Source organism: Pseudofrankia coriaricola (assembly GCF_001854805.1).
In the GTDB taxonomy this organism is placed as follows: domain Bacteria; phylum Actinomycetota; class Actinomycetes; order Frankiales; family Frankiaceae; genus Pseudofrankia.
This window is the reverse complement of sequence record NZ_MBLO01000222.1, coordinates 1-21332: the sequence shown is the minus strand read 5'-3', so window position 1 is coordinate 21332 and position 21332 is coordinate 1. Positions and strand designations below refer to the sequence as shown.

The 21332-nt window shown below is 72.2% G+C and carries 14 protein-coding genes; 6 read left to right on the top strand and 8 right to left on the bottom strand.

The genetic code is table 11. The annotated features are described in order from the left end of the window. Positions 1 to 5 precede the first annotated feature (5 nt). Positions 6 to 3305 (bottom strand): ATP-binding protein, encoded by a 3300-nt coding sequence (locus tag BCD48_RS26660; protein WP_071051126.1) that lies wholly within the window; start codon positions 3303 to 3305, stop codon positions 6 to 8. Between the two features lie 595 nt (positions 3306 to 3900). Between BCD48_RS26660 and BCD48_RS26655 the strand changes: the two genes are divergently transcribed. Further along, the gene (locus tag BCD48_RS26655; RefSeq protein WP_157910567.1) at positions 3901 to 4758 is read left to right on the top strand and encodes an alpha/beta fold hydrolase; all 858 of its coding nucleotides are present in this window, start codon (positions 3901 to 3903) and stop codon (positions 4756 to 4758) included. 7 nt (positions 4759 to 4765) lie between these two features. Here BCD48_RS26655 and BCD48_RS26650 read toward each other — a convergent pair whose 3' ends face one another. Both BCD48_RS26650 and BCD48_RS26645 read right to left on the bottom strand, forming a co-directional pair. Then, positions 4766 to 7720, bottom strand: a complete 2955-nt coding sequence (locus BCD48_RS26650) for an AfsR/SARP family transcriptional regulator (RefSeq protein ID WP_198543398.1) — start codon at positions 7718 to 7720, stop codon at positions 4766 to 4768. 80 nt (positions 7721 to 7800) lie between these two features. Beyond that, positions 7801 to 9987: an MMPL family transporter gene (locus tag BCD48_RS26645; protein WP_071051124.1), complete on the bottom strand. Its 2187-nt coding sequence runs from the start codon at positions 9985 to 9987 to the stop codon at positions 7801 to 7803. A 384-nt stretch (positions 9988 to 10371) separates the two neighbouring features. Here BCD48_RS26645 and BCD48_RS26640 point away from each other — a divergent pair, with 384 nt between their 5' ends. Continuing rightward, complete coding sequence (locus BCD48_RS26640) at positions 10372 to 11070, top strand: alpha/beta fold hydrolase (protein WP_071051123.1); 699 nt, start codon at positions 10372 to 10374, stop codon at positions 11068 to 11070. A gap of 209 nt (positions 11071 to 11279) precedes the next feature. On the opposite strand, the gene BCD48_RS26635 is transcribed toward BCD48_RS26640, so the two are convergent. From BCD48_RS26635 to BCD48_RS26625, 3 genes are read right to left on the bottom strand one after another with little or no spacing between them, the layout of a single operon-like run. Then, positions 11280 to 12080 (bottom strand): ABC transporter permease, encoded by an 801-nt coding sequence (locus BCD48_RS26635; RefSeq protein WP_083419236.1) that lies wholly within the window; start codon positions 12078 to 12080, stop codon positions 11280 to 11282. Further along, positions 12077 to 12919 carry an ABC transporter permease gene (locus BCD48_RS26630; protein WP_071051122.1) on the bottom strand — a complete coding sequence of 281 codons (843 nt, stop codon included), beginning with the start codon at positions 12917 to 12919 and terminating at the stop codon, positions 12077 to 12079. The genes BCD48_RS26635 and BCD48_RS26630 overlap by 4 nt, the downstream gene beginning before the upstream one ends. Then, on the bottom strand, positions 12916 to 13941 hold the full coding sequence (locus tag BCD48_RS26625; protein WP_071051121.1) for an ATP-binding cassette domain-containing protein: 1026 nt from the start codon (positions 13939 to 13941) through the stop codon (positions 12916 to 12918). The genes BCD48_RS26630 and BCD48_RS26625 overlap by 4 nt, the downstream gene beginning before the upstream one ends. Positions 13942 to 14305: 364 nt before the next feature. Between BCD48_RS26625 and BCD48_RS26620 the strand changes: the two genes are divergently transcribed. Continuing rightward, positions 14306 to 15787, top strand: a complete 1482-nt coding sequence (locus tag BCD48_RS26620; protein WP_071051120.1) for an aldehyde dehydrogenase family protein — start codon at positions 14306 to 14308, stop codon at positions 15785 to 15787. A gap of 345 nt (positions 15788 to 16132) precedes the next feature. Here BCD48_RS26620 and BCD48_RS26610 read toward each other — a convergent pair whose 3' ends face one another. After that, complete coding sequence (locus BCD48_RS26610; RefSeq protein WP_241842004.1) at positions 16133 to 16726, bottom strand: hypothetical protein; 594 nt, start codon at positions 16724 to 16726, stop codon at positions 16133 to 16135. Then, complete coding sequence (locus tag BCD48_RS26605; RefSeq protein ID WP_198543397.1) at positions 16723 to 16974, bottom strand: hypothetical protein; 252 nt, start codon at positions 16972 to 16974, stop codon at positions 16723 to 16725. The genes BCD48_RS26610 and BCD48_RS26605 overlap by 4 nt, the downstream gene beginning before the upstream one ends. 451 nt (positions 16975 to 17425) lie before the next feature. Between BCD48_RS26605 and BCD48_RS26600 the strand changes: the two genes are divergently transcribed. The 3 genes from BCD48_RS26600 to BCD48_RS26590 form a co-directional block, all read left to right on the top strand. After that, positions 17426 to 19042 carry a hypothetical protein gene (locus BCD48_RS26600; RefSeq protein WP_071051117.1) on the top strand — a complete coding sequence of 539 codons (1617 nt, stop codon included), beginning with the start codon at positions 17426 to 17428 and terminating at the stop codon, positions 19040 to 19042. Then, complete coding sequence (locus BCD48_RS26595; RefSeq protein WP_071051116.1) at positions 19039 to 19815, top strand: hypothetical protein; 777 nt, start codon at positions 19039 to 19041, stop codon at positions 19813 to 19815. Before BCD48_RS26600 ends, BCD48_RS26595 begins: the two co-directional genes overlap by 4 nt. 3 nt (positions 19816 to 19818) lie before the next feature. Then, positions 19819 to 21332, top strand: a 1514-nt coding sequence (locus tag BCD48_RS26590) for a hypothetical protein (RefSeq protein WP_131804110.1), incomplete at its 3' end; no start/stop codon positions are given.

Here is a 21332-nt window from a genome sequence, read left to right as displayed (position 1 = left end):
GGCGTCTACGCCAGCCCGGTCAGCAGTTCCTCGGCGCGGCGGGCGAACAGGTGGGCCTCGCGCTTGATGGACAGGGCGCGAGCCCGCTCGGCCACGGCCCGGATGACGGCGGCGGGCTCGCCGCGTGCCTGCAGCAGCCGCGCCCGCATCAGGAGCACATGGCCCTCGGGGTATCGCTGGCCGTAGGTGTCGAGGAACGAGCCGGCCCGGTCGAGGGCGGCGGCGGCCTCGATCAGCATCCCGGCGGCCAGCCACATCTCGGCGAGCAGTCCGTACCAGGTGGCCAGGCCCGAGCGCGGCGGGTCGAGCAGGGCCACGGCGATGAGCCTCTCGGCCTCGGCCGCGGCGCCGGCCGGGTCCTCGCCGGTCACGGCCCGCGCCCAGCACCGGGCCAGCCGCTGGTAGCTGCCGAGGAAGACGAAGGAGAACTCCGGGTCCACCGCGATCCCCCGTTCCGCCGCGCGCAGCGCCCACGCCGGGTCGCCGGCCAGCGCCGCCACCGTGACGGCGAAGGCGGCCCAGACCGTGACCGCATAGGAGTCGTCGCCCGCGGCGGCCTCCAGCGTGTCGAGCAGCGCCCGCGCCGCGTCGACGTCACCGTGCAACGCCGTGTTCAGCGCCAGCATCACGGGTGAGAGCAACTGCAGGTCATGCCGGAGCGGATCATCCTCGCGCTGGGCCAGGCCATCGAACATGATCGAGTTGGACTGGCTCAGGTACCGGAACGCCTCGCCGATGTTGCCGACGTCCCACTGATGGATGCCCCAGGCGTGCAGGCCATACGTGCGCACGACCTGGTCGGGGGATGGCTCGCCCTCCTCGAGCAACCGGCGCGCGAGCCGGCCGGCGCGGTCGAGCTGGATGCCCTGGGAGTACGCCGCCCAGCGGGAGAAGAGGAAGTCGGCGGCCTCCCGTTCCCGGCCGAGGCCACGCGCCAGGTGCTCGGCGCGCTCCAGCAGGTCGGCCGCGGAGCCGACGTAGCCGGACCGCATCCCGATCACCGCGGTGAGCTGCGACAACGCGGACAGCTCCAGCTCCGCCAGGCTCGCCTTCCGCGCCACCTGCGCGGCCGACACCAGCTGCCGCGCGGCGGCGTCGAACGCGGACTTGGCCGCGGCGCGGCGCCCGGCGCGTTCCAGCGCGCCGGCGGTCCTGGCCGGGTCCGCGAGCGGCCCCGCGGCCCACAGATGGTGGGCGAGGCGTTCGGCGATGGACTCGCCGTCCGCGCCGGAGCGCTCCAGCGCGTCCGCGACCCGCAGGTGCAGCCGGGCCGCGCGCGCCGGCGGCGTCGTGCTGACGACCGACTCGCGGACCAGGTCGTGCGCGAAGCGGAACGAGAACGGGTCCCCGGGCTGGGGCTCGAGCAGGCCGAGCGCCTCCAGAGGCTCGAGACGGTCGATGCAGGCCTGGACCTCGAGGTCGGCCGCGCTCGCGAGCAGGCCGAGGTCGACGTCCCGGCCGATCAGCGCGGCGATCTGCGCCAGGCCGCTGGCGTCGTCGTCCAGGCCGGTCATCCGGCCGCGAACGACGTCCCGGACGGTGGACGGCACGCCGGCTCGTGCCGCCGCGTCCTCGTTGAGCTCCCCGCCGTCGGCGAGGAGTCGGGACAGCTCCCGGACGAAGAAGGGGTTGCCGGCGGTGCGGGCGTGGATGCTGCGGGCGACGGCGGGGCCGGGGACCTGCCCGGTCTCGCGATGGACCAGCTCCGCCACCTCCGCCTGGTCGAGCGGACCGAGCCGGATCCGGCGGTGACGGGGCAACCGGCTCGCCGTGGCGAGCATCCGCGCCAGCTCCGAGCCGGGCGCGGGCACCCGGTCGCGGAGCGCGCCGACGATCACGGTGCCACCTGGCAGCCGCGCCGCCAGGTGGCTGAACATCTGCAGCGAGGCGACGTCGGCCCACTGGAGGTCGTCAACGACGAGCACCACCGGCCGGCGCGCCGAGACCTCGCCTACTAGGGCGACGGCCCGCTCGAACAGCCGGAACTGGGCGCCGCTGTCCGGCAGTACCGGCGCGGCGACGACGCCTCGGGGCTCCACGAGACGGCCGAGCTCGCCGGCGTGCCACCCCTGGCGCGCCGCGGCGGGCAGGCCGTCGAGGACCACGCCGACCGCCTGCACCCATGGCCACATCGCCGGCGTCCCGTCGCCCTCGAGGCAGCGGCCCCACACGACAAGCGCGCCGAGCCAGTCCGCGTGGGCGCCGGCCTCCTCCAGCAGACGGGTCTTGCCCGCCCCCGGCTCGCCCTCGACGAGCACGAGCGCCGCGCCGCCGGCGAACGCCGAGGCCACCGCGTGCCGCAGCACCCCGAACTCCTCGACGCGACCGATCAGGCCGTCGACGTGCGGCGTCCCGAGGGCGGTCGTCCACGGCCGTTCGGCGGGTGCCTCCTCGGCGGGTGCTTCCTCGGCGCGGCCGACAGGCCTGGGCGGCTCGGTCGCTGGTCGCGCGGGCGTCGGTGGCTGCGCGGACAGGGATCCGCCCGCCGTCCCCGCCGACCCGCCGACGTCCGCGCCGTGGGGACCCGCCGACGTCGTTGGCTGCCCCAGGACCCGCAGGTGGGCGGCCCGCAGCGCCGGTCCGGGATCGATGCCAAGCTCGTCGGCGAGCTGGGCTCGCACCTTCTCGAACACAGCCAGCGCCTCCGCCTGCTGACCGGCGGCGGCCAGGGAGAAGACGAGACTCGCCTGTACGGTCTCGTGCAACGGCGCCATCCCCGCGGCCAGGCGCAGGGGCGCCAGCACGCGCTCGGGCTGGCTCCGCGTCGCCGCGAGTTCGGCCGCCGCCGCACAGGCGTCGAAGAACTCGTCGTTCAGCGCGGCGAAGACGGGCATCGCCCTCGGTCCGAGGGCCAGCCCGTCGCCCGCGGGGCCGTGCCAGAGGCCGAGCGCCTCCGCGTAGCTGTCGAGCGCCTCGCCGAGACGCCGCTCGGCGAGGCATGTCCTCGCCGTCTCGACGAGTTCCCGGAACGCGACGACGTCCAGCATGTCGGGGCCGGCCGCGAAAAGGTAGCCGCCACCGCGGCGCTGCAGGTACGACCCGGTTCCACGGGCGGGCAGCTCGGGCTCCAGCAGGCGCCGCAGCGCGCCGACGTACTTCTGGAGAATGTTGACGGCCGAGGGCGGGACGTCGTCGTCCCAGATCAGGTCGATCAGCTCGCTGGTGCTGGTCGGCCGCCCCGCACGGACGAGAAGCATGGCGAGCAGGTATGCCTGCTGCCGGGGCCCGGCGTCCAGCTCGGCGCCGGCCCGCCAGATCCGCAACGGACCGAGAATACGAAGACGCGGCTGTCCACTGGTACTCACGACGAACTCCTCCGCAAAGGCGATGCGCGCAGCGTCGCCGGAGAGTCGGTGCCCGCTGATCCGTCAGATGACCTATGTCGTGTCAGTCGACGCCGGCACCGGGCTGACCGGGTCGCCGAGCAGCGCCACAAGGCGGGACCGTTCCTCGTCCCGCCCGAAGATCGACCCAGGGGCACGCCGGAACCCTATATCCGGCGACAAATCCGGCGATGGTTCGTCCGGGAATCGGAGAAGGCCCCACCGGGCGTCGGGTGGTGCGGTGATCGGTACCCTGCCGGCGTGGGTCCGTCCGGCGCGGGTCCGTCCGGCGCGGCCTCGCCCGCGCTCGCCCGGTCCTGGCTGCCCGCCGGACCGTCCGGTACGCCGCTGCCCCTCCAGACGAGCGCGTCCCGGGTGTTCGCGGTCGGCGAGCTTCGCTCGGGCTCGACGAACGGGTGGTCACCGCGGTCGGTGAGTGCGCGAACGCGGTCTCCTCGGTGCACGCGGTGCTCGGGCGCGACTGACCACCAGCCGACGACCGGTCACTGAAACTACACTCACCACCGGCACCATGACCGCGAGGAGAATTTGCGGTTTCGGTGTCGAGGAGTTTGCCGTGGTAATTCCGGAGAGAACCCGGCAGGTCCAGGTGGACGGGCTGTCACTGGTGTGCCACGTGCGCGGTCGTGGCCCGCTGTGCGTGGTACATCCGGGCGGCCCGGGAATGCATTGGGAATACCTCCAGATTCCACTCGCCGAACGCGGGCTGACCATGGCATATCTCGAGCCGGCCGGAACCGGCGAGTCTGGCTTCCTCACCACGGAGGCGGGCTACGACGTCGCGACCTACGTGGCGCACCTGGACGCCGTGGTCAGGACCTTCGGCGGTGATCCGGTCTTCGTGCTCGGGCACGGGCACGGCGGATTCGTCGCCCAGAACTACGCGCTGCGCCATCCGGGGCGGGTAGCCGGCCTCATCCTCTACTCGACGAGCCCGGTCGCCGACGCGCGCACGTCGGCGTCGACCCGGGAGCTGCTGCGGCGCCACGCGGCCGAGAACCCGGCCCCAGGAATACTCGCCGCCTGGGACCGGACGCCGGGCACCAGCGCGGACGAGGCAACCGAGCGGCTGCGGGAGATCTTCCCGGCGTACTTCGCCGACTACCGGCGCCGCGAGGCGGAGTTCCGGCATCTGCGCGACCGGGTGCGCTGCTGGCCCCGGGCCCAGTCGGATTTCGACGTGCGGGACGGTCTGCCCTCGATCACCGCGCCCACGCTGGTCACCGCCGGGGCGCACGACGTCTTCTGGCCGGACGCGGCGGAGGCGCTGCGCTGGGGCATACCGGAGTCCCGCCTGGTGACGTTCCCGGAGAGCGGCCATCTCGCCCACCTGGAGGAGGCGGAGCGCTTCGCCCACGTGCTGCTCGAGTTCACCCGCCGGGTTTCCGGACCGATCCGCACGGCCCAGGCGTGAGGTCAGGTCACGGCACGCTGGGGTCGAGCTGGGTCAGCTTTTCCGCCAGAGCCCGCAGGCCGGCCCGCATGCGGTCGGGTCCGCCGTCCTGGAGGGACTCCAGCACCTCGCGGGCCCGCCCGAACGCCTCGAGCGCGCCACTCACGTCACCGACCGAGATCAGCAGCTCCGTCAGGCTCCGGATGGCTTCGAAATCCATCGGATAAATCCGAGGTATGGCGGTCTGTGGGGCCGCGGCGGTCGCACGGCCCGGCCCCGGGCTCAGCCTGGCCGCGATCGCGAACGCCAGCTTGAGCTGGTCCACGGCCTCGTCGAGCCGGCCCATCGTCGCGAGGTTCTGCGCGACGGCCACCCGGATGGAACCTTCCTCCTGCTGGTGCTCCTCCATCTTGGCGTCGAGGTCGAGGGCCTCCTGTAACACCTGGACCGCCTCCTCGTGCCGCCCGAGGCGGCTCAGCGACCGCCCGTGGTAGTCGAGGCTGCGGATCTCCGCCCGTCTGTGGCCGGCGCCGCGGCTCAGCGCCACGGCCTTCTCGATGTGGGCGAGCGCCAGATCGTGGCGGCCCAGCGCGGTGTGGACCGAGCACAGGTTCAGCTGCACCATCGCCTGTTCCGGGAGCATGTCGTGCGCGGCGAAGGCGGCCAGGGACGCCCGTAGCAGGTCGAGGGCCTCCTCGTTCGCGCCGAAGTACCACCGCGCACCAGCCAGCGAGCGCAGCACGTGCGCCTCGCCGATCACGTCCCCCTGCTCGCGCGCGGCGCGCAGAGCGAGCCGCATGACGTCCTCCCAGCCCTGGAAGAACCCGTACCACTCCAGGTACCACTGCATGGTGACGGCGAGGTGCCACGGGACGATGCCGTAGCCGGCCTCGGCCGCGACCCGGACGGCCTCCTTCAGCACGTCACGATGGCGGGCGAACCAGTCGAGCGCCTCCTGATACGAGGCCGGCCGCTCGGCAACGACGCTGGGCAGGGCCGGCGGGGGCACGATCGGGGTCCGGTGCGGTTCGAGCAGGAGCTCCGCGTTGGAGCTGCTGTGCAGGTAGTGCTGCAGCAGCCGGGTGAGCGCCGCCCGCCGTTCGGCTGGCGGCTCGGCGGCCAGCAGGAGCTCCTGCGCGTACGCCTTGACGAGGACGTGCGAGGTGAAGTGCCCGGTGGCGTCCTCGGTCAGCAGCGCCGCCTCGGTCAGCTCCTCCAGGGCGGCGCGGGCGCACCGGAGATCCCGGCCGGAGAGGCTGACGCACGCCTCGACCGTGATACCCGGGGTAAGCGCCACCGACAGCAGCCTGAACAGCCGGGCCGCCTCGGGGGTGAGCTGCCGGTACGACCAGGAGAACGCGGTCCGGGGATCGATGACTCCGCGACCGCCCGGGAACGCCTCGAGCCGGCGGGCGCCGTCCCGCAGCTCGGCGGCGACCGACTCCAGCGACAGTTGTGGGCGCGCGCCGAGCCGGGCGCCCAGGACGGCCAGCGCCAGCGGCAGCCGGCCACACGACTCGATGATCTCGTCCAGGGTGCCGGTGTCCGCCCCGACGGCGAACGTCCGGCTCCGCATCGCGGCGAGCCGGGTCCGGAGCAGTTCCCGGGCCTCCGGCAGCTGGGGAGGATGGGCCCGCAGCAGCCGCGCGCCGTCGGACGCGGCCAGGCCGAGCAAGGGGCGCCGGCTGGTGATCAGCACCAGGCTGTCGGCGGAGTTCGGCAGCAACGGGCGCACCTGCGACGCGTCACGCACGTTGTCCAGCAGCACCAGGAACCGCTTTCCGGCGGTCAGGCTGCGATACGTGCCGATCAGCGCGTCGAACGTGTCCGGGACGTCCGACGCGCGGACACCCAGCGCGTACAGCAGGGAGCGCAGGGCGTCGCCGGCGGCGACGCCGCCGTCCTCACCCTCGTGTCCTTGGAGGTCGAGGTAGAGCTGGCCGTCGCCGAACTCGCCGGCGGCCAGGTGCGCGAAATGCGTGACGACCGTCGACTTGCCCACGCCGCCCATGCCGTCCACCGCGATCACCAGCGGACTGGTGCGATCGACGCCGCGCATACCGGTGACCAGGTCGCGCAGGATGACCAGCTCGGCCTTGCGCCCGACGAACAGGGGTTGATCCGACGGCAGCTGCGCCGGGCGTATCGGGGGAACCAGCCGGGGCACCGCGGTCGGCATCACGGGCTCGGCGTGTTCCCGTCGCGGTGTGGGCGGCACCACCGCCTGGGTCAGCACCCGCTGCTGGGCCTCGCGCAGCCCACGCCCCGGGTCGATGCCCAGATCCTCGGCGAGCCGGTCGCGGATCGTCCGGTACGCCGCCAGCGCCTCGGCCTGGTGCCCAGCCGCGGCCAGCGCCGTCACGAGGCTGGCATGCACCGGCTCGTGGAACCGGCCCATCTCCACCGCCAACCGCAACGCGGCGAGGACCTCCACCGAGCGGTTCGCCCGCACGGCGAGGTCCGTGGCCGCGACGGCCGCGTCGAAGAACTCGCCGTCCACGCCCGCCAAGCTTGCCGAGACCGCCGCGCTGTCGGCCAGAGCATCGCCGGTGGATCCGTGGCAGAGCCCCAGCGCGTCGACATAGCGGTCGAGCGCCTCCCGCGGGCGGCCCTCGGCCACGCTCATCTTCGCCGCGGCGACGCGCCGACGGAACAGGGCCAGGTCGAGCATCTCGGGATTGGCCACGAAGCGGTAGCCGGTGCTGTGCCGCAGCAGGTAAACGCCGGCTGCCCGCGGCGGAAGGTCGGGCTCGAGCAGCCGCCGCAGTGCACCGACGTATTTGTGGATGACGTTCACGGCGCTGACCGGCGGCGCGGTCTCCCAGATCAGGCTGACCAGGTCGCTCGTGCTGACCGGCCGGCCCGCACGAACCAGCAGCAGCGCCAGCACACACCGCTGCTGCCGGGGGCCCGCGTCCAGCTCGACGCCGTCCCGCCAGATCCGCAGCGGACCCATGATCTGCAGGCGTAGTCGTGGCGCCACGGACCAACCTCTCGACAATCATCCACGAACGTCAGGCCCACCGCCGACCCGCGGCCGGTGCCGGCCTGGCCAACGGCCGCTCAGTCGGATTGCGTGCTGGCTGGTGTGGGGCGTAGCTGAGGTGCCGGCGGGGGCGAGTCCTCGGCTTCATGGAGGCCGTGGCGGACGTAGAAGCGCCGCAGGGGCGCCGGCGCCCACCAGTTCGCGTTCCCGAGCAGGCGCATCGTGGCCGGGACCAGTAGCGCCCGGACGATCGTCGCGTCCACCAGGATCGCGATGATCAGCGCCACTCCGATCAGCTTGATGAACGTGATTCCGGAGATCGAGAACAGCCCGATCACGACCAGGATGAGCAGCGCGGCGCTGGTGATGATCCGGCCGCTGCGCTGCAGCCCGACCGCGACCGCCATGGTGTTGTCTCCGGTCCGGTCGTACTCCTCGCGGATCCGGGACATCAGGAAGACCTCGTAGTCCATCGACAGCCCGAACACGATCGCGAGCACCAGGATCGGCTGGGTCGCCTCCAGCGTCCCGGTGGAGGTGAAGTTCAGCAGGCCGGACAGGTGGCCGTCCTGGAAGATCAGGACCAGCGCGCCGAACGAGGCGCCGAGCGACAGGACGTTCATCACGATCGCCTTGATCGGCAGTACGACCGAGCCGAAGGCGAGGAAAAGCAGGATGAACGTCGCGCCGACGATGATCAGGGCCATCCAGGGCAGCAGATCGCCCACACGGTCGAGCTGGTCGGCCAGCCGCGCGGTCAGGCCACCCACCAGCACCTCGCCACCAGGCGGTGCCGGTACGGCGCGGATCCGGCTCACGAGGTCCCGCCCCTCCGCCGAGATGGGGTCGCCCTGGTAGTAGACCGTGATCCGCGAGACATCGCCGGACTGGCCGGTGACCTCGGCCGAGGCCACCCCGTCGACGTCCCGGACCGCGGCGACGTAGCGATCCAGACCGGCCCGGTCGGCCGAGGTCACGATCGCCTCGATCGGCACCTGGCTGTTCCGGACGAAGTCGCGGTCGACGGCTTCGGAGACCACGCGGCTCTCGGTGCCCGCCGGGAGCACCCTCGGGTCGATACCGCCGAACTCGACGCGCAGGAACGGCGAACCGGCCAGCAGCAGGACCGCGAGCACCCCGACCGCGTACACGACCGGGCGGCGCATGATGCTGTGCGCGAGGCGGTACCAGAACCCGTGCGCGACCTCGACCTGCGCGGGAGCCGGCGGCGGGCGGCGGAACAGGCGCCGCACGGAGAGAGCCTCAACCCGGGGGCCGAGGATGCCGAGCAGGGCGGGCAGCACGGTGAGTGCCGCCAGCATCGCCACGACGACCGCGGACAGGCCGCCGAAGCCCATCGAGCGCAGGAAGGTCATCGGGAAGATCAGCAGTCCGGCCAGCGAGACCGCGACGGTGATGCCGGAGACCGCGACGGTGTGGCCGGCGGTGGCCATCGTGCGGGCGACCGCGTCCTCGACGCCGAGCCCGCGGGCGATCTCCTCTCGGAACCGCCCGACCATGAACAGGCCGTAGTCGATCGCCAGCCCCAGCCCGAGGATCGTCACCAGGTTGACCGAGAAGACCGAGACGTCGGTCAGGTAGCTCAACCCACGCAACGCGGTGAACGCCCCGAGGATCGCCAGACCGCCGATCGCGAGCGGCAGGCTCGCCGCGGCCACCCCGCCGAAGATAAGCACCAGCAGCACGAGCAGTACAGGTACGGAGATCGTCTCGGCAAAGGCGATGTCCGCCGCCACCTGCTCGCCGATGTCGTGGCTGACCGCGGTGATACCGCCTACCTGGGTCCGCAGGCCGGGCGCGACGAGCTCGTCCTCGATCTTCTCCAGCGCATCGCCGCGCTGCGTCTCGTCGTCGCCGGCCATGGTCAGCACCGCGAAGGTGGCGTGCCGGTCGTGGCTGACCAGGCCAGGGCTGTTCGTGCCCCAATAGGTGATCGTCCTGGTCACCACGTCGTCCGGGAGCGCGTCCAGCGTCTCGGTGACGGCCCGCCTGAACGCCGGGTCGTCGACCGTGGCGCTGGGGCTGGTGTAGAGCACCACCACGTCGTTGCCGGTCCGGCCCAGCGTCGCCTCGGCACGGTCCAGGGCGCGGGAGCTCTCGCTGGCCGGGTCCTCGAACCCTTCGGTGGTCAACGCGCCGAAGACCTGCGTACCCCAGATGCCGCCGAACGCGAAGAAGGCCACCGCCAGGCCGACCACCCACCACCGGCGGTGGAACATCGTCCGCCCCAGTCGCTCGAACATCGCTGCCCCCTTGGGCATTTCGCGCGACCCATGATCGCAGTGTGGACACAGGAGCTCATCGACAAATAAACGCACGCGCGTCGCACACTGGAATGTCGTCCTTCTCGACCGCGAATTCAGGGCCCTGGCAGGACGAATTCACGACCGCGATCCGATCCCGGCCGCGTCCACTTGTTTCCAGGCACCTTAGGGCCATGTTCTTGATGGCGAGTGAACACATAGTGGATCCGCCACCGGCCCTGACCGGCCCGCTGGTCTCCGCGCGGGAGACGCGCGCCGCGGCGAGCAGGCCTCCGGTTGTCCGGCAGGGCAGTCATGCACAAATCGTCAACTACCCGGTGATGTACTCGGGCCTCACAACTCCGGTCAGGAAGGCCGAAGAGCATGTCGCAGCCCACCGTCGTCCTCGTCCACGGCGCGTTCGCCGACGCGTCCAGCTTCGCCAGGGTGGTTCCCGAGCTGCTCGCCGACGGTCTCAGGGTGGTGGCACCCGCCGTGCCGAACCGCTCGCTCCTCGGCGACGCCGAGTACGTCGGGTCGGTCCTCGCGGCCATCGACGGCCCCGTCGTCCTCGTCGGCCACTCGTACGGCTGCGCGGTGGCCACCGCGGCCGGTGTCGCCGACAACGTGAAGGCCCTGGTCTATCTCGCCGGCTTCGTCCTCGAGGAAGGCGAGGCCCTGGGCGAGCTCCAGGGCCGCTTCCCCGACTCCGACCTGGCCCAGGCTCTGGTCGCCACGCCCTTCCCGGGCGGCGTCGATCTCTCGGTCGACGTCGAGAAGTTCCCGGCGGTCTTCGCCCATGACGTCGACCCGGCCGTCACCGCGGTGCTCGCCGTGTCGCAGCGGCCGTTGTCCGCGGCGGCGTTCGGCGAGAAGGCGCCCGCCGCCGCATGGCAAACCAGGCCGGCGTGGGGCCTCGTGGCCACCTCGGACCACGCCATCAATCCGGAGGTCGAGCGCTTCGGATACCGGCGCGCGGGGGCCGACACCGTCGAGGTGGACTCGTCACACCTGGTGATGTTCTCCCAGCCGACCATCGTGGCCGACCTGATCAGGACGGCCGTCAAGTCGGTGTCCGCCTGACCTGACGACGAGGCGGTGCGGCCCGGACGCCTCCGTCCGGGCCGCACCGCCTTCTTCTTCGTACCAATAGGCACGAAGCCGGCAGCCCGTTGACATGATCGCCGTCTGCGCCGCCTGGTGGTCACGGAAGGTCCGCGGACACGACCCCCAGAGGACACAAACCGCGATCATGCCGGGCGCCGGTGGCCCGGGAAGGGACCGCCCTCGGCTCAGGCCGCGAGGCGGTCACTCCTGGTCCGGTAGCCGCGGACGGCGAGCACCCCGCAGCCGACGATCAGGACCCCGGACCAGACCAGCGCCTCGATCACCGGGCGGGTGGTGGCGCCGCCATGCGCGAGGGCCCGCATCGCCTCGATGACCACGGAGAACGGGTTCACCCGGGCGATCGGCTGCACCCAGCCCGGCAGATCGGACCGCTGCACCATGCCGGTGGAGAGGAACGAGCAGACGAGCAGGAGCGGGTTGAGCACGGCGACGACGGTCTCGGAGTCCCGGGCGCGCATCGCCACCAGCAGCCCGAGGAAGCCGAGCCCGAGCCCGAACACGAGCGGCAGCAGGAGAAAGCCGATCGCCGCCCACGGCCCCGCCGTGAACCGGAAACCGAGCGGCACGCCCACCACGACGACCACGGCGATCGTGATGGCGCTGCGCGCGGTGTCCGCGAGGACCCGTCCAGCCAGTGGCGCCAGCGCCGAGACGGGCATCGTGCGAATCCTCGCGTCGAAGCCGTCGCGTAGGTCGGTGACGGTAGCGGCGGCGGTGAACGGGGAGGCGAACGCGATGCCCATGAGGACGAACAGCGGCAGGCTGACATCTACGTAGTCGTCGTACCCGGCGCCCGGATAGACGATCTTCGCGAAGCTCACGGTTATCAGCAGGAGAAGGATCAGCGGGAAGAAGACGGCCAGCACGAACGTCGCCGGGTCACGCAGCATCAGCCGCAGCGCGCGTCCGGCCATGGCCAGGGTGTCCCCCACCGGGGCGGGACGAGGAAGCGCGACCTGGCTCACGCGGCGGCCCTCCCGAGTGCCCGGCTCGCTCCCAGCACGCCGACCACGCCCAGCCCGAGCAGCCAGGCTCCGGCGATGAGCAGCGGCCGGGCGAGCGCCGCGTCGTGCGCGGTCAGTGCCCGCAGCGCGTCGGCGACGCGGCTCACGGGCTGCTGCTCGACGACCGGACGCAGCCACGACGGGAACGCGGCGGCCGGCGTGAACGCGCTGGACAGCAGCATGAACGGGAAGTAGATCAGGTTCGTCGCGGTGGTCACGGCCTCCAGCCGGCGGATCGCGAGCCCCAGCGCGATGAAGCAGGTGACCAGGGCGGCGGCGAACGCCAGCATGACGACCGGGAAGCCGAGCGCCTTCCACGGCCCGCCGTGGAACCGGAAGCCGAGCGCGGCGCCGATCGCCAGCAGCACGCCGAGCGAGAGGAGCGAGCGGGTCAGCTCGGCCGCGAGCAGCCCAAGCGCGGGCGCCGGCCGGCTGACGGACATGGTCCTCAGCCGGCGCAGCGTGCCGCCCAGCGCGTCCTCGGCAGCGAGGATGGCGCTCGACATCCCGGTGAAGAACACCGCCTGGATGACGACGGCGGGCAGCAGGTAGTCGATGTAGTCGAGGCCGCCGCGCCGCATCACCCGGCTGAATACGGTGAAGAACAGCAGCGCGAACACGAGCGGCAGCACGATGGCGCTGATGATCGACGCGGGGCGGCGGCTCATCAGGCGCAGGTGCCGCTCGGCGAGCACCGCGACGTCGGTGGCGAACGCCGGCCGGGGCCGTGTGCCCGCCACGCCCGGTGGCGGTGGCCCGGCCAGCGTCCCCGCCACGGCGGCCGGGATGGTCGAGGTCATGAGGCGACCTCGGCGGTCGGCCGCGCTGGCCGGCCGGCCTCGTCGGAGGCCGCGGCCTCACCGTCGGCCTGAGCGTCCGGGGTGGCCGGGTGCCCAGTCAGCGCCAGGAACACGTCGTCCAGGGTCGGGCGGCGCAGGCCGATGTCGTCGATCCGCGCGATGGGCAGGCCAGCGTGGCGGGCCTCGTCCAGCTCACGGACGACGGCGACCAGCGTCTCGGGGCCGGTCGCGGGCAGGCTCACCCCGTCGGGCAGGACACTCACCGGGCCGAGGGTCCCGAGCGTCTCGGAGACCAGTTGGCGGTCGGCCGCGTCGGCGACGGCGATGTGGCACACGGCTCCGCCTACGCGCCGCTTGAGCTCCTCGGCCGTGCCCTCGGCGACAACGCGGCCCCGGTCGATGATCGTGACGCGATCGGCGAGCTCGTCCGCCTCCTCGAGGTACTGCGTGGTGAGCAGGATGGTGATCCCGCTCGCGCGCAGCTCGCGGACGGCCTCCCACAGGGCGAGCCGGCTGCGCGGGTCGAGCCCGGTCGTCGGCTCGTCGAGGAACAGCACGGCCGGCTCGCGGGTGATCGACGCGGCCAGGTCGAGGCGGCGGCGCGTCCCGCCGGACAGCGTACCGGTGCGCTGGTCGGCCGCCTCGGTCAGCGTGAACCGCTCCAGCAGCTCGGCGGCCCGCCGACGGGCCTCGGCCCGGCCGAGCTTCATCAGCCGGCCGAACAGCACGAGGTTCTCGCGCGCGGTCAGGCCGCTGTCGAGGGCCGCGAACTGGCCGGTCACGCCGATCGCCGCCCGGACGAGCGCCGGCTGTTCGACCACGTCGTGGCCGGCGACCGTGGCGCGCCCCGCGTCCGGGCTCAGCAGCGTGGTCAGCACGTTGATGGCCGTCGTCTTGCCAGCCCCGTTGGGTCCGAGCAGCCCGAGGATCGTGCCGGCCTCGACCCGCAGGGACAGTCCGTCGAGCGCCCGGATGTCGCCGAAGGTCTTCACGAGCGCGTCGGCCTCGACCGCCGCGGTCACGGTTCGGCCCCCTGACGCGACGTCGGGTGGCAGGTCGCCATCTGTCGTCCTTCCTGACGTGAGTACTGGCTGGTGCGGGTTATCCGGCAGTCGTCACCGACCGCGCGGGGGGCGCGGGCCGGTCGGGTCCCCTCCATTGCTCCGTGCCGCGCGCTGTGGTGAGATGCCGAAGATATGGAAGGTAAGCCTAACTTAAGGCAAGAGGGCCGCGCCTTCCACACCTGGGCCGAGGCGGACGGAACACGAGGAGCGGGATGTCGATCCACCAGGTAGGTCCGGGCACGAGACCGACGGCCCCGCAATCGCCCCGACCCCGGCCGAGGCCGGGGTCGGGGCTGGGGCTGGGGCGGCCGTGGTGGCTGGCGTGACCGAGCAGGTGACCGGCGCGAACCGGGTCGCCCTGCGCGACCGGGCACCCCTCGGCGACGGTGTCCACACTCCAGCCGCGCTGGACGCGCTGATGGGGCGCGCGCGGGCGGCGGGCGAGTCCACGGACCACTGGGATCAGGCACGCGTCGACCAGGTGGTACGCGCCGTCGGACGGGCGTGCTACCGCGAGGACCTCGTCCGGGCGCTCTGCGCGCTGGTCGTCGCCGGCACCCGCATGGGGACCACCGAGGACCTGGTCGAACTGCACCGACTGCGCGTCCTGGGGACGATGCGCGACCTGCACGGCCAGCGGACGGTCGGCGTGATCGCGCGGGACGACGAACGGCGCACCGCGACGTGGGCCAAGCCGCTGGGGGTGGTCGCCCTGGTCACGCCGGCGACCGCGCCCTGCACGGCGTTGGCGACCGGCGTGCTGTCCCTGCTCAAGACCCGCAACAGCGTCGTCGTCACCCCCCATCCGGCGACCGCCGAGCCCCTGGCTCGCATGGTCGAGGCCGTCCGGCACGCGCTGCGCGAGGTCGGCGCCGAGGAGGACCTGGTGCAGCTGGTCGTCGGCGCCGACCGGAACGGAAGCCGGGAACTCATGCGCGCGGCCGACTTCGTGGTGGCGACCGGCGGGGCCGGGACCGTCACGCGCGTCTACACCAGCGGCACACCCGCCGTCTCCTCCGGGCCCGGCAACGCGACCGCGGTCGTCGACGAGTACGCCGACCTGGACACCGCCGCCGAACTGATCAACAAGGGTGCCTGCTTCAACAACGGGACGTCCTGCTCCTCCGAGAGCAACGCACTGGTCGACGCGCGGGCGCTGGGCGCCTTCCGGGAGCGGCTGCGCGCCGGCGGAGCGCTGCTGCTGTCGGACGAGGAGGCGGTCCGGCTGGAGCGCCACCTGTGGCCGGACGGCCGGCCGGATCGTCTCCTGGTCGGCCGGAGCGCGGTCGAGATCGCGCGCGCGTGCGGCATTCCCGTCCCCACCGGCCGTGCGGTCACGACACTCGTCGCCACGATGCCGGCGGTGGAGCCGGGCCGGCCGCTGTTCACCGAGAAGCTGGCACCCGTGCTCACGCTCGCGCCCTACCGCACGTTCGACGGCGCCGTCCGCGACGTCCAGGACGTCCTCGCGCACAGCGGACGCGGCCACAGCTGCGCCCTGCACACCGGCGACGGCCCGGTGGCCGAGGCCAGGGTCGACCGGCTCGCCCGCGCCACGAAGGTCTGCCGCGTGCTCGTCAACCAGTCGACCATGGGCAACGCCGGCAGCTTCGGCAACGGCATGGAGTTCACGTCGGTCGTGTCGACCGGGTCCTGGGGCGGCTGTGGCGTCTCGGAGAACGTGACCTGGCGCCACCTGTTCAACCGCACGACGGTGTCCCACCCCCGGCCGACCCGCGTCCCGAGCCCCGCCGAATTGTTCGACGACCCGAACCCGGCGGCCACCCCGCTTGATCCGTGGTAATCGGGCGCCGCTCGATCCAGCGCACCGGCTGCCGGACGGCGGGCCGCCAGACACCCGCCAGCCGGCGGCCGCAGCAGGTTAACGGCGTCATGGAGGAGCAGCCCTGTGAGCCAATCAAGGCGGTCATGGCCTATCGGAAGATGACGGATCGCGGCGGAACTGTTTCCTTAAAGCACGAACCGCGCCTTCTCCTGTTTGAGGATCTGGAATGAGTTCATCCAGCGGACGCCTGGCAACCGGCCGGTGTAGGTACGATACGCGTTAGCCGGCTCGCCAGGCGGAGCCCTGTCGTCTGGCCTTCGTCTCCGACGGGCTCACACCGTGCATGCCCGAGGTGCGCGACCGTCAGGTCTCGAAGCCCTCTGGGGGTGCCTGCATATCAAGGGCGTCCACGCTCAGTGCGTAGTCGTCGGGATGCTGCGCCAGATGGTTCGCCGCCTCGTACAGGGCAGGGAGTGCCGCGAAGTCCTTCGACCGACCCGCCGTCTCCTTGGAGCGGATGATGTCCTCGAGGCTCGCGACATAGATCGAAACACCGAACTCGGCGACGTCATAGCGCCGAGCATTTCGCATGATCGCATCGAAGGGGCCGACACCCGGAAGCTCGATCAGCACATCAATAGCACCGTACCGAATTCTATACATCGCGAAATACTCCGCGTAGAACTCCTCTGGCCTCACCTCGGGGTGGGACACATACTCAGTCGAGTTCGCGGTCTTCTTCAGCGTCGCGACGCCGCTGAGCGCGGCCGCGAGTCGAGCCAGGTTCCCGGGATCGGGATCGGGAACGACGTCCAGATCACCAGTGACGTACGGCGTTCCCTGCAGCCTCGCACCCACCCCACCGACAATGATGTAACGGACACGGTGCTCGGCGAGCATGCCAAGCATCCTCGGCAGTTCGAGCTGGAGCGAAGCTGTCGACTCCTCAGCCGTCACTCGACAACCAGCCGGGCACTGGCAAACACCGCATGTTCCGCCATCAGCATCCGCAGGCGCTGCTCCGGCGGCACCGAGAGGATCGCCTTCACCTGGACCAGAAGCCCAGGATCCGACTGCCAGGTCTCCCTGGTCAACGTCCTGAAGAGATCCTGGGCGCGTACGCGAGCCTGCGCCGCCCGCTCGCGTAGGTAGACAGCCCGCTCGACAGGGTCCTGGGGCGGGTCAAAGGGATCATCCAGGCTCATCGCCGAACCTCCCACGCGACCGGCATCGGACTGCCACAAGAGTGCCCCACGGCGCACAACCACCCCACGGCCTGACCCGCACGGACGACACTACCAGCAACGCCGCGACGGAGATCAACGAGCACGCCCGGCCGACGTCGCGGGTGAGAAGCGCCTGCTCCTCGGGCCACCCTACGCGTGATCGATGATCTAGCACTCGGACGCGGCATCGCGGCGACACGGCAGATGGGCCTCGGGTCAATGCGGCCAACCATGTCGGACCTGTCGGATAATCTTGGACGGTGCGCGGCGGGTGAGCCGGTGCCCGAGAACAGGCGTGGACAGCATCAGAAGGCAAGCCCGCGCTACGGAATGCCTCCTCGCTGAGGCACGGCCGCCGGCCGTGCCCGGATGGCGGCGGTCGGCGCGGGAAGTGGCTCGCCGGGATCGCCGCGGTCGAGATGGGGGCTCGATGGCCGACGGGTGGGTACCTCCGAGTGAGCCCATCGAGTGGGACATCGCGATCCCGACCGATGACGTCTCCATCGCCCGGCGGCGGCGTACGCTGGCGCCGATTCAGGTGCTGACGGACATCGAGCGCACCAAGTCGAGCTTGGACGGGGATTTCTGGTCCCGCTACGACCTGTTCACCGTCGCGCTGGCCGTCATCGACCAGGTCGCGCTCGCCATGGGCATCTCGGCGGGCCGGACCTGGGACGAGACCGTCGAGTACGCCGTGGCGCAGGCGACGCGCCAGGTGCCCGACGGCACACCCGAACAGTGGCGGGTCGTCGCGGAACGGGTCGTCGTCTCCCTGGTGACGACCGACGTCGAGACCGTTCCCTACCTCGTCCACGCGGCCGGCGGCGCGACCTGGCTCGCGCAGCGTTTCCGGCTGCTCTACGCGCAGGCGAGCCCGGAGGGCGGGGAGCACCTGCGGGCCTCCGAGCAGGCCATCAATATCTTCATCGACGCGCTCGACCTGGACATCGAAGCGGCTCAGATCGCCAACGAGGCGCAGCTGCGGGCCCTCATCGGCCGTGGTGCGATCGAGTCCGCGGTCGCGATCGCCCGCCACGCCCGGTATCGGAGTATCCAGCTCCAGGAACGGGTCCGCCGGATCGTCGCGGACACGCTCATCGACCCCGACGCGCATGACTGGGCCGACGACGTGCCGGTCGTCCTGGACACGGCGCTGCGACATGTGGCCGAGCGCCTCACCGCGGAGACGGAGCTGCTCGACGCGGTCGCCGACCGGCGAGGTGACGTCACCGACGCCGCCCGGCTTGCCTCCGCGAACCAGCTCGTGGAGATCCTCCGCGAGTGCCGGCATCGGCACAATGAACTGCACAGCCATCTGATCGGGGCGCGTGGGCGGCTCCGGGAGGCCCTCGACGACCGGTTCGCCCGGCCGGCCGGCGCCGCGCACCTGGCGAACATCGGGTCCGACCTGCTCGATCCTTACCTCCTTCGCCCCACCGACCAGGCAGCGGCGATAGCTCCCCGGCTGCTGGCCACGGTGGGCGGGATCGCGGCGCGCTGGTGGCCGTCGCTCGCGACGCTCGTCGACGAGCTGTGCGCCGCGGCGCGCGAGCCAGGGCAGGGCGACGAGATCGAGGAGCCGCAGTTCGACGAGTCCGCGGAACGGGCCTGGTGGGAGTCGTATGAGGACACGGTCGACGCCATGCTCGACGGGGTCGAGGAACCGATCCGGCTGTCCCAGATGCTGGCCCGCGTCGACGAGATCGCGGCCGCGGCGCAGGACGACGAGGGCGAGCCGCTGGACCCGTCGGTGCTCGCCGCGGCGACCGTGCACGCGGCGCATCGCGCGTGGACGACCCGGTTGGCGGGGCGCGCCAACGGGGAGCGCGTCCTGCTCGCCGTCGACACGGGGAACGCCCTCGACACCAACAAGATCCGCTCGGCTGACCTGCTGCTCGTCCCGGCGACGGTGACCGCCGACATCGACGCTCCGCAGCCGGCCGCGGCGCGCGCGGCCACGCCGGACCTGCCCTGGCAGTCGGACGGAGCGTCCGACCATCCCGACGACCTGGAACCTGACAACCTGGAAGCGGAGCTGGCTGGATGACCCTCGCAGCTGACGCCCTCGACCTCGGCCGGCTCCTCGCCTGGTCCGCACGCCCGCGGGAAAGCCCCGCCCGGCACGACGACTATCACCGGGTGGTCACCCGCTACCTGCAGGATCCCGACTTCGCGCAGGCGGCCGACGCCCTGTTCACCGGCGCGGGCCTCCAGGTGATCGTGACCGCCGCCGACGGTGTGATCGTCACGGCGGAGGCCACGTCGCCGCTGCGTCTCCCCGTCGGCGACGTCGTGAAGCGGGCCTCGCCCCATCACCGTGCCGTAGTCGGCGCGGTGGTGCTCGCGGTCGCCCGCACCGCCTATCCAGAGCCGTCGATGCTGAGCGATCCCGACCGGGTCGCCGTCTTCACGGCCCAGTCGGTCGTCGACACGCTCGACCGGACCGCGCAGGCGCACGCGGAACGCAACGGCCAGGACGGCGAGCTCGACGAGGACCGTGTCGAGATGTGGCGCCGGTGGCAGGCGCTCGCGGCCGCGCGCCCGAACGCGCGGCGCAGGTCGGTGAGCGACCGTCAGGGCGTGGTCGCCCGGGTGTGCCGGGTGCTCACCGAGGCGGGCTATCTGACGGCCCGTGGCGAGACCGACGGCGGGACGTGGATGAGTCGTCCCCGTTTCCGGCACGCGGTCGCCGAGCTGTGCGTGGATTCGGACCTGTACGCCCTGGTCAACGGGTTCGCCGAGCAGGAGCCCGACCGGCTGGACCCGGCGAGCGGCCCGGAGCAGGCGGACCCCGACGGCGACGACGACGGGCTGGGCTAGGCGATGAGCTCCGCCCGTGGTGAGCAGGCCGGGTTCTCCTGGGACGAGCCGGAGGCGCCGTCCGGGCCGGCGGCGCTGCCGACCCCGCCGCTGCGGCTGCGCCGTGTGCATCTGCGTGGTGTCGGCCCGGACGGGGCTCGGTTCGATCCGCTGGACCTGGACTTCACCGCCCGCGACGGGGCGGCATCAAGGGTGCTGTTGTCGCTGACGAACACCGGTGGCAAGTCGACGCTGATCACGCTGGTGTCCAGCCTCGTCGTACCGGCCGCCCGTGCCCAGGTCGGCGGCAAGAACCTCGGCGACTACGTGCTGACCGGCGACACGTCGCATGTGATCTGCGAGTGGGAGGACGCGACCAGCCGTAGCCGCACCGTGACCGGCACGGTGATGGAGTGGCGCGACGGCCGTCGTCAGCCCGGCCACAAACAGCGGTCGACGACGCAGATGCGCCGCGCCTGGTACCTGTTCCGCACAGGGCCCGGCGACTACGGCGTCGACGACCTGCCCTTTGTCACCGATGGCCGGCGGACGACGTTCGAGGCCTTCGTCGGGCAGGTCTCCAGCGCCCTGTCGGCGCGGCCGCGCGCCCAGTGGGCGATGACGCAGACCCAGCAGGAATGGACCGAGACGCTGGAACGGCTCACCAGCATCGACCCGGTGCTGTTCGGTTACCAGATGCGGATGAACGACTCAGAGGCCGGCGCCGAGAAGCTGCTCGCCACGTTCGACTCGCCGGACAACGTCATCCGGTTCTTCGTCGCCGCGCTCAACGACGACCGCGAGCTAGCCGACTTCACCAGCACTCTCGCGCCGTATGCCGCCCTCGCCGTCCAGCGGCCAGGTCTGGAGGCACTGGCCGAGTTCGGCGCGCGGATCGGGCCGCGGGTCGAGATCGTCGGAGCACGTGCGGGCGCCGCGGAGGAGGCCGGTGGCCACACGGTACGGTTACGGCTCGCGGGCGGGGAGCACGCGGCGGCGCTCGACAACCGGGTCGACCGCGACCGACGCTCGCTCACGGAACTGGAGAGGTCGGCGCAGGCCGCGGTCGTGGCGCTCCAATCCGCCCGCCGCGAATACGGCCAGATCAGTGACATCCGCCTGCAGCTACTCTTGGAGGACGCCAGGGCGCGCCTCGCCAGCGCGGGCGAGACCGTCGAGCGCACGACGGCCGTGGCCCGCGCCGCGGCGGCGCAGGCCGACGCCTGGGAGGCCGTCGACCTCGTGCTCGACATCGCCCAGGCACGGACCGCCCGCGACGCGGCCCAGGCCGCATACGACGCGGCCGACGCCGGTCTGGAGCCGCTGCGGGCCGGCGCGCGGGACGCGAAGGCCGCGCTGGCCGGTCGCCTGCAGGCGCTCGCGGACGAGGCGCTGAGCAGCGCACGGACCGCCGACACCGAGGCCAAGGCCGCCGACGACGCCGCCGAGCAGGCGGTGACACGACGCACCGACGCCGGGCGCCGCGCGGACGACGCGAAGCGCCAGCTGGCCACGATCGACGAGGAGCGGGCGGCGGC

Excerpts from the sequence above, each read along its gene's own strand:
- BCD48_RS26645 (WP_071051124.1), bottom strand. The coding sequence starts at position 9,987 with ATGTTCGAGCGACTGGGGCGGACGATGTTCCACCGCCGGTGGTGGGTG.
- BCD48_RS26640 (WP_071051123.1), top strand. The coding sequence starts at position 10,372 with ATGTCGCAGCCCACCGTCGTCCTCGTCCACGGCGCGTTCGCCGACGCG.
- BCD48_RS26630 (WP_071051122.1), bottom strand. The coding sequence starts at position 12,919 with ATGACCTCGACCATCCCGGCCGCCGTGGCGGGGACGCTGGCCGGGCCA.
- BCD48_RS26605 (WP_198543397.1), bottom strand. The coding sequence starts at position 16,974 with ATGAGCCTGGATGATCCCTTTGACCCGCCCCAGGACCCTGTCGAGCGG.
- BCD48_RS26600 (WP_071051117.1), top strand. The coding sequence starts at position 17,426 with ATGGCCGACGGGTGGGTACCTCCGAGTGAGCCCATCGAGTGGGACATC.
- BCD48_RS26595 (WP_071051116.1), top strand. The coding sequence starts at position 19,039 with ATGACCCTCGCAGCTGACGCCCTCGACCTCGGCCGGCTCCTCGCCTGG.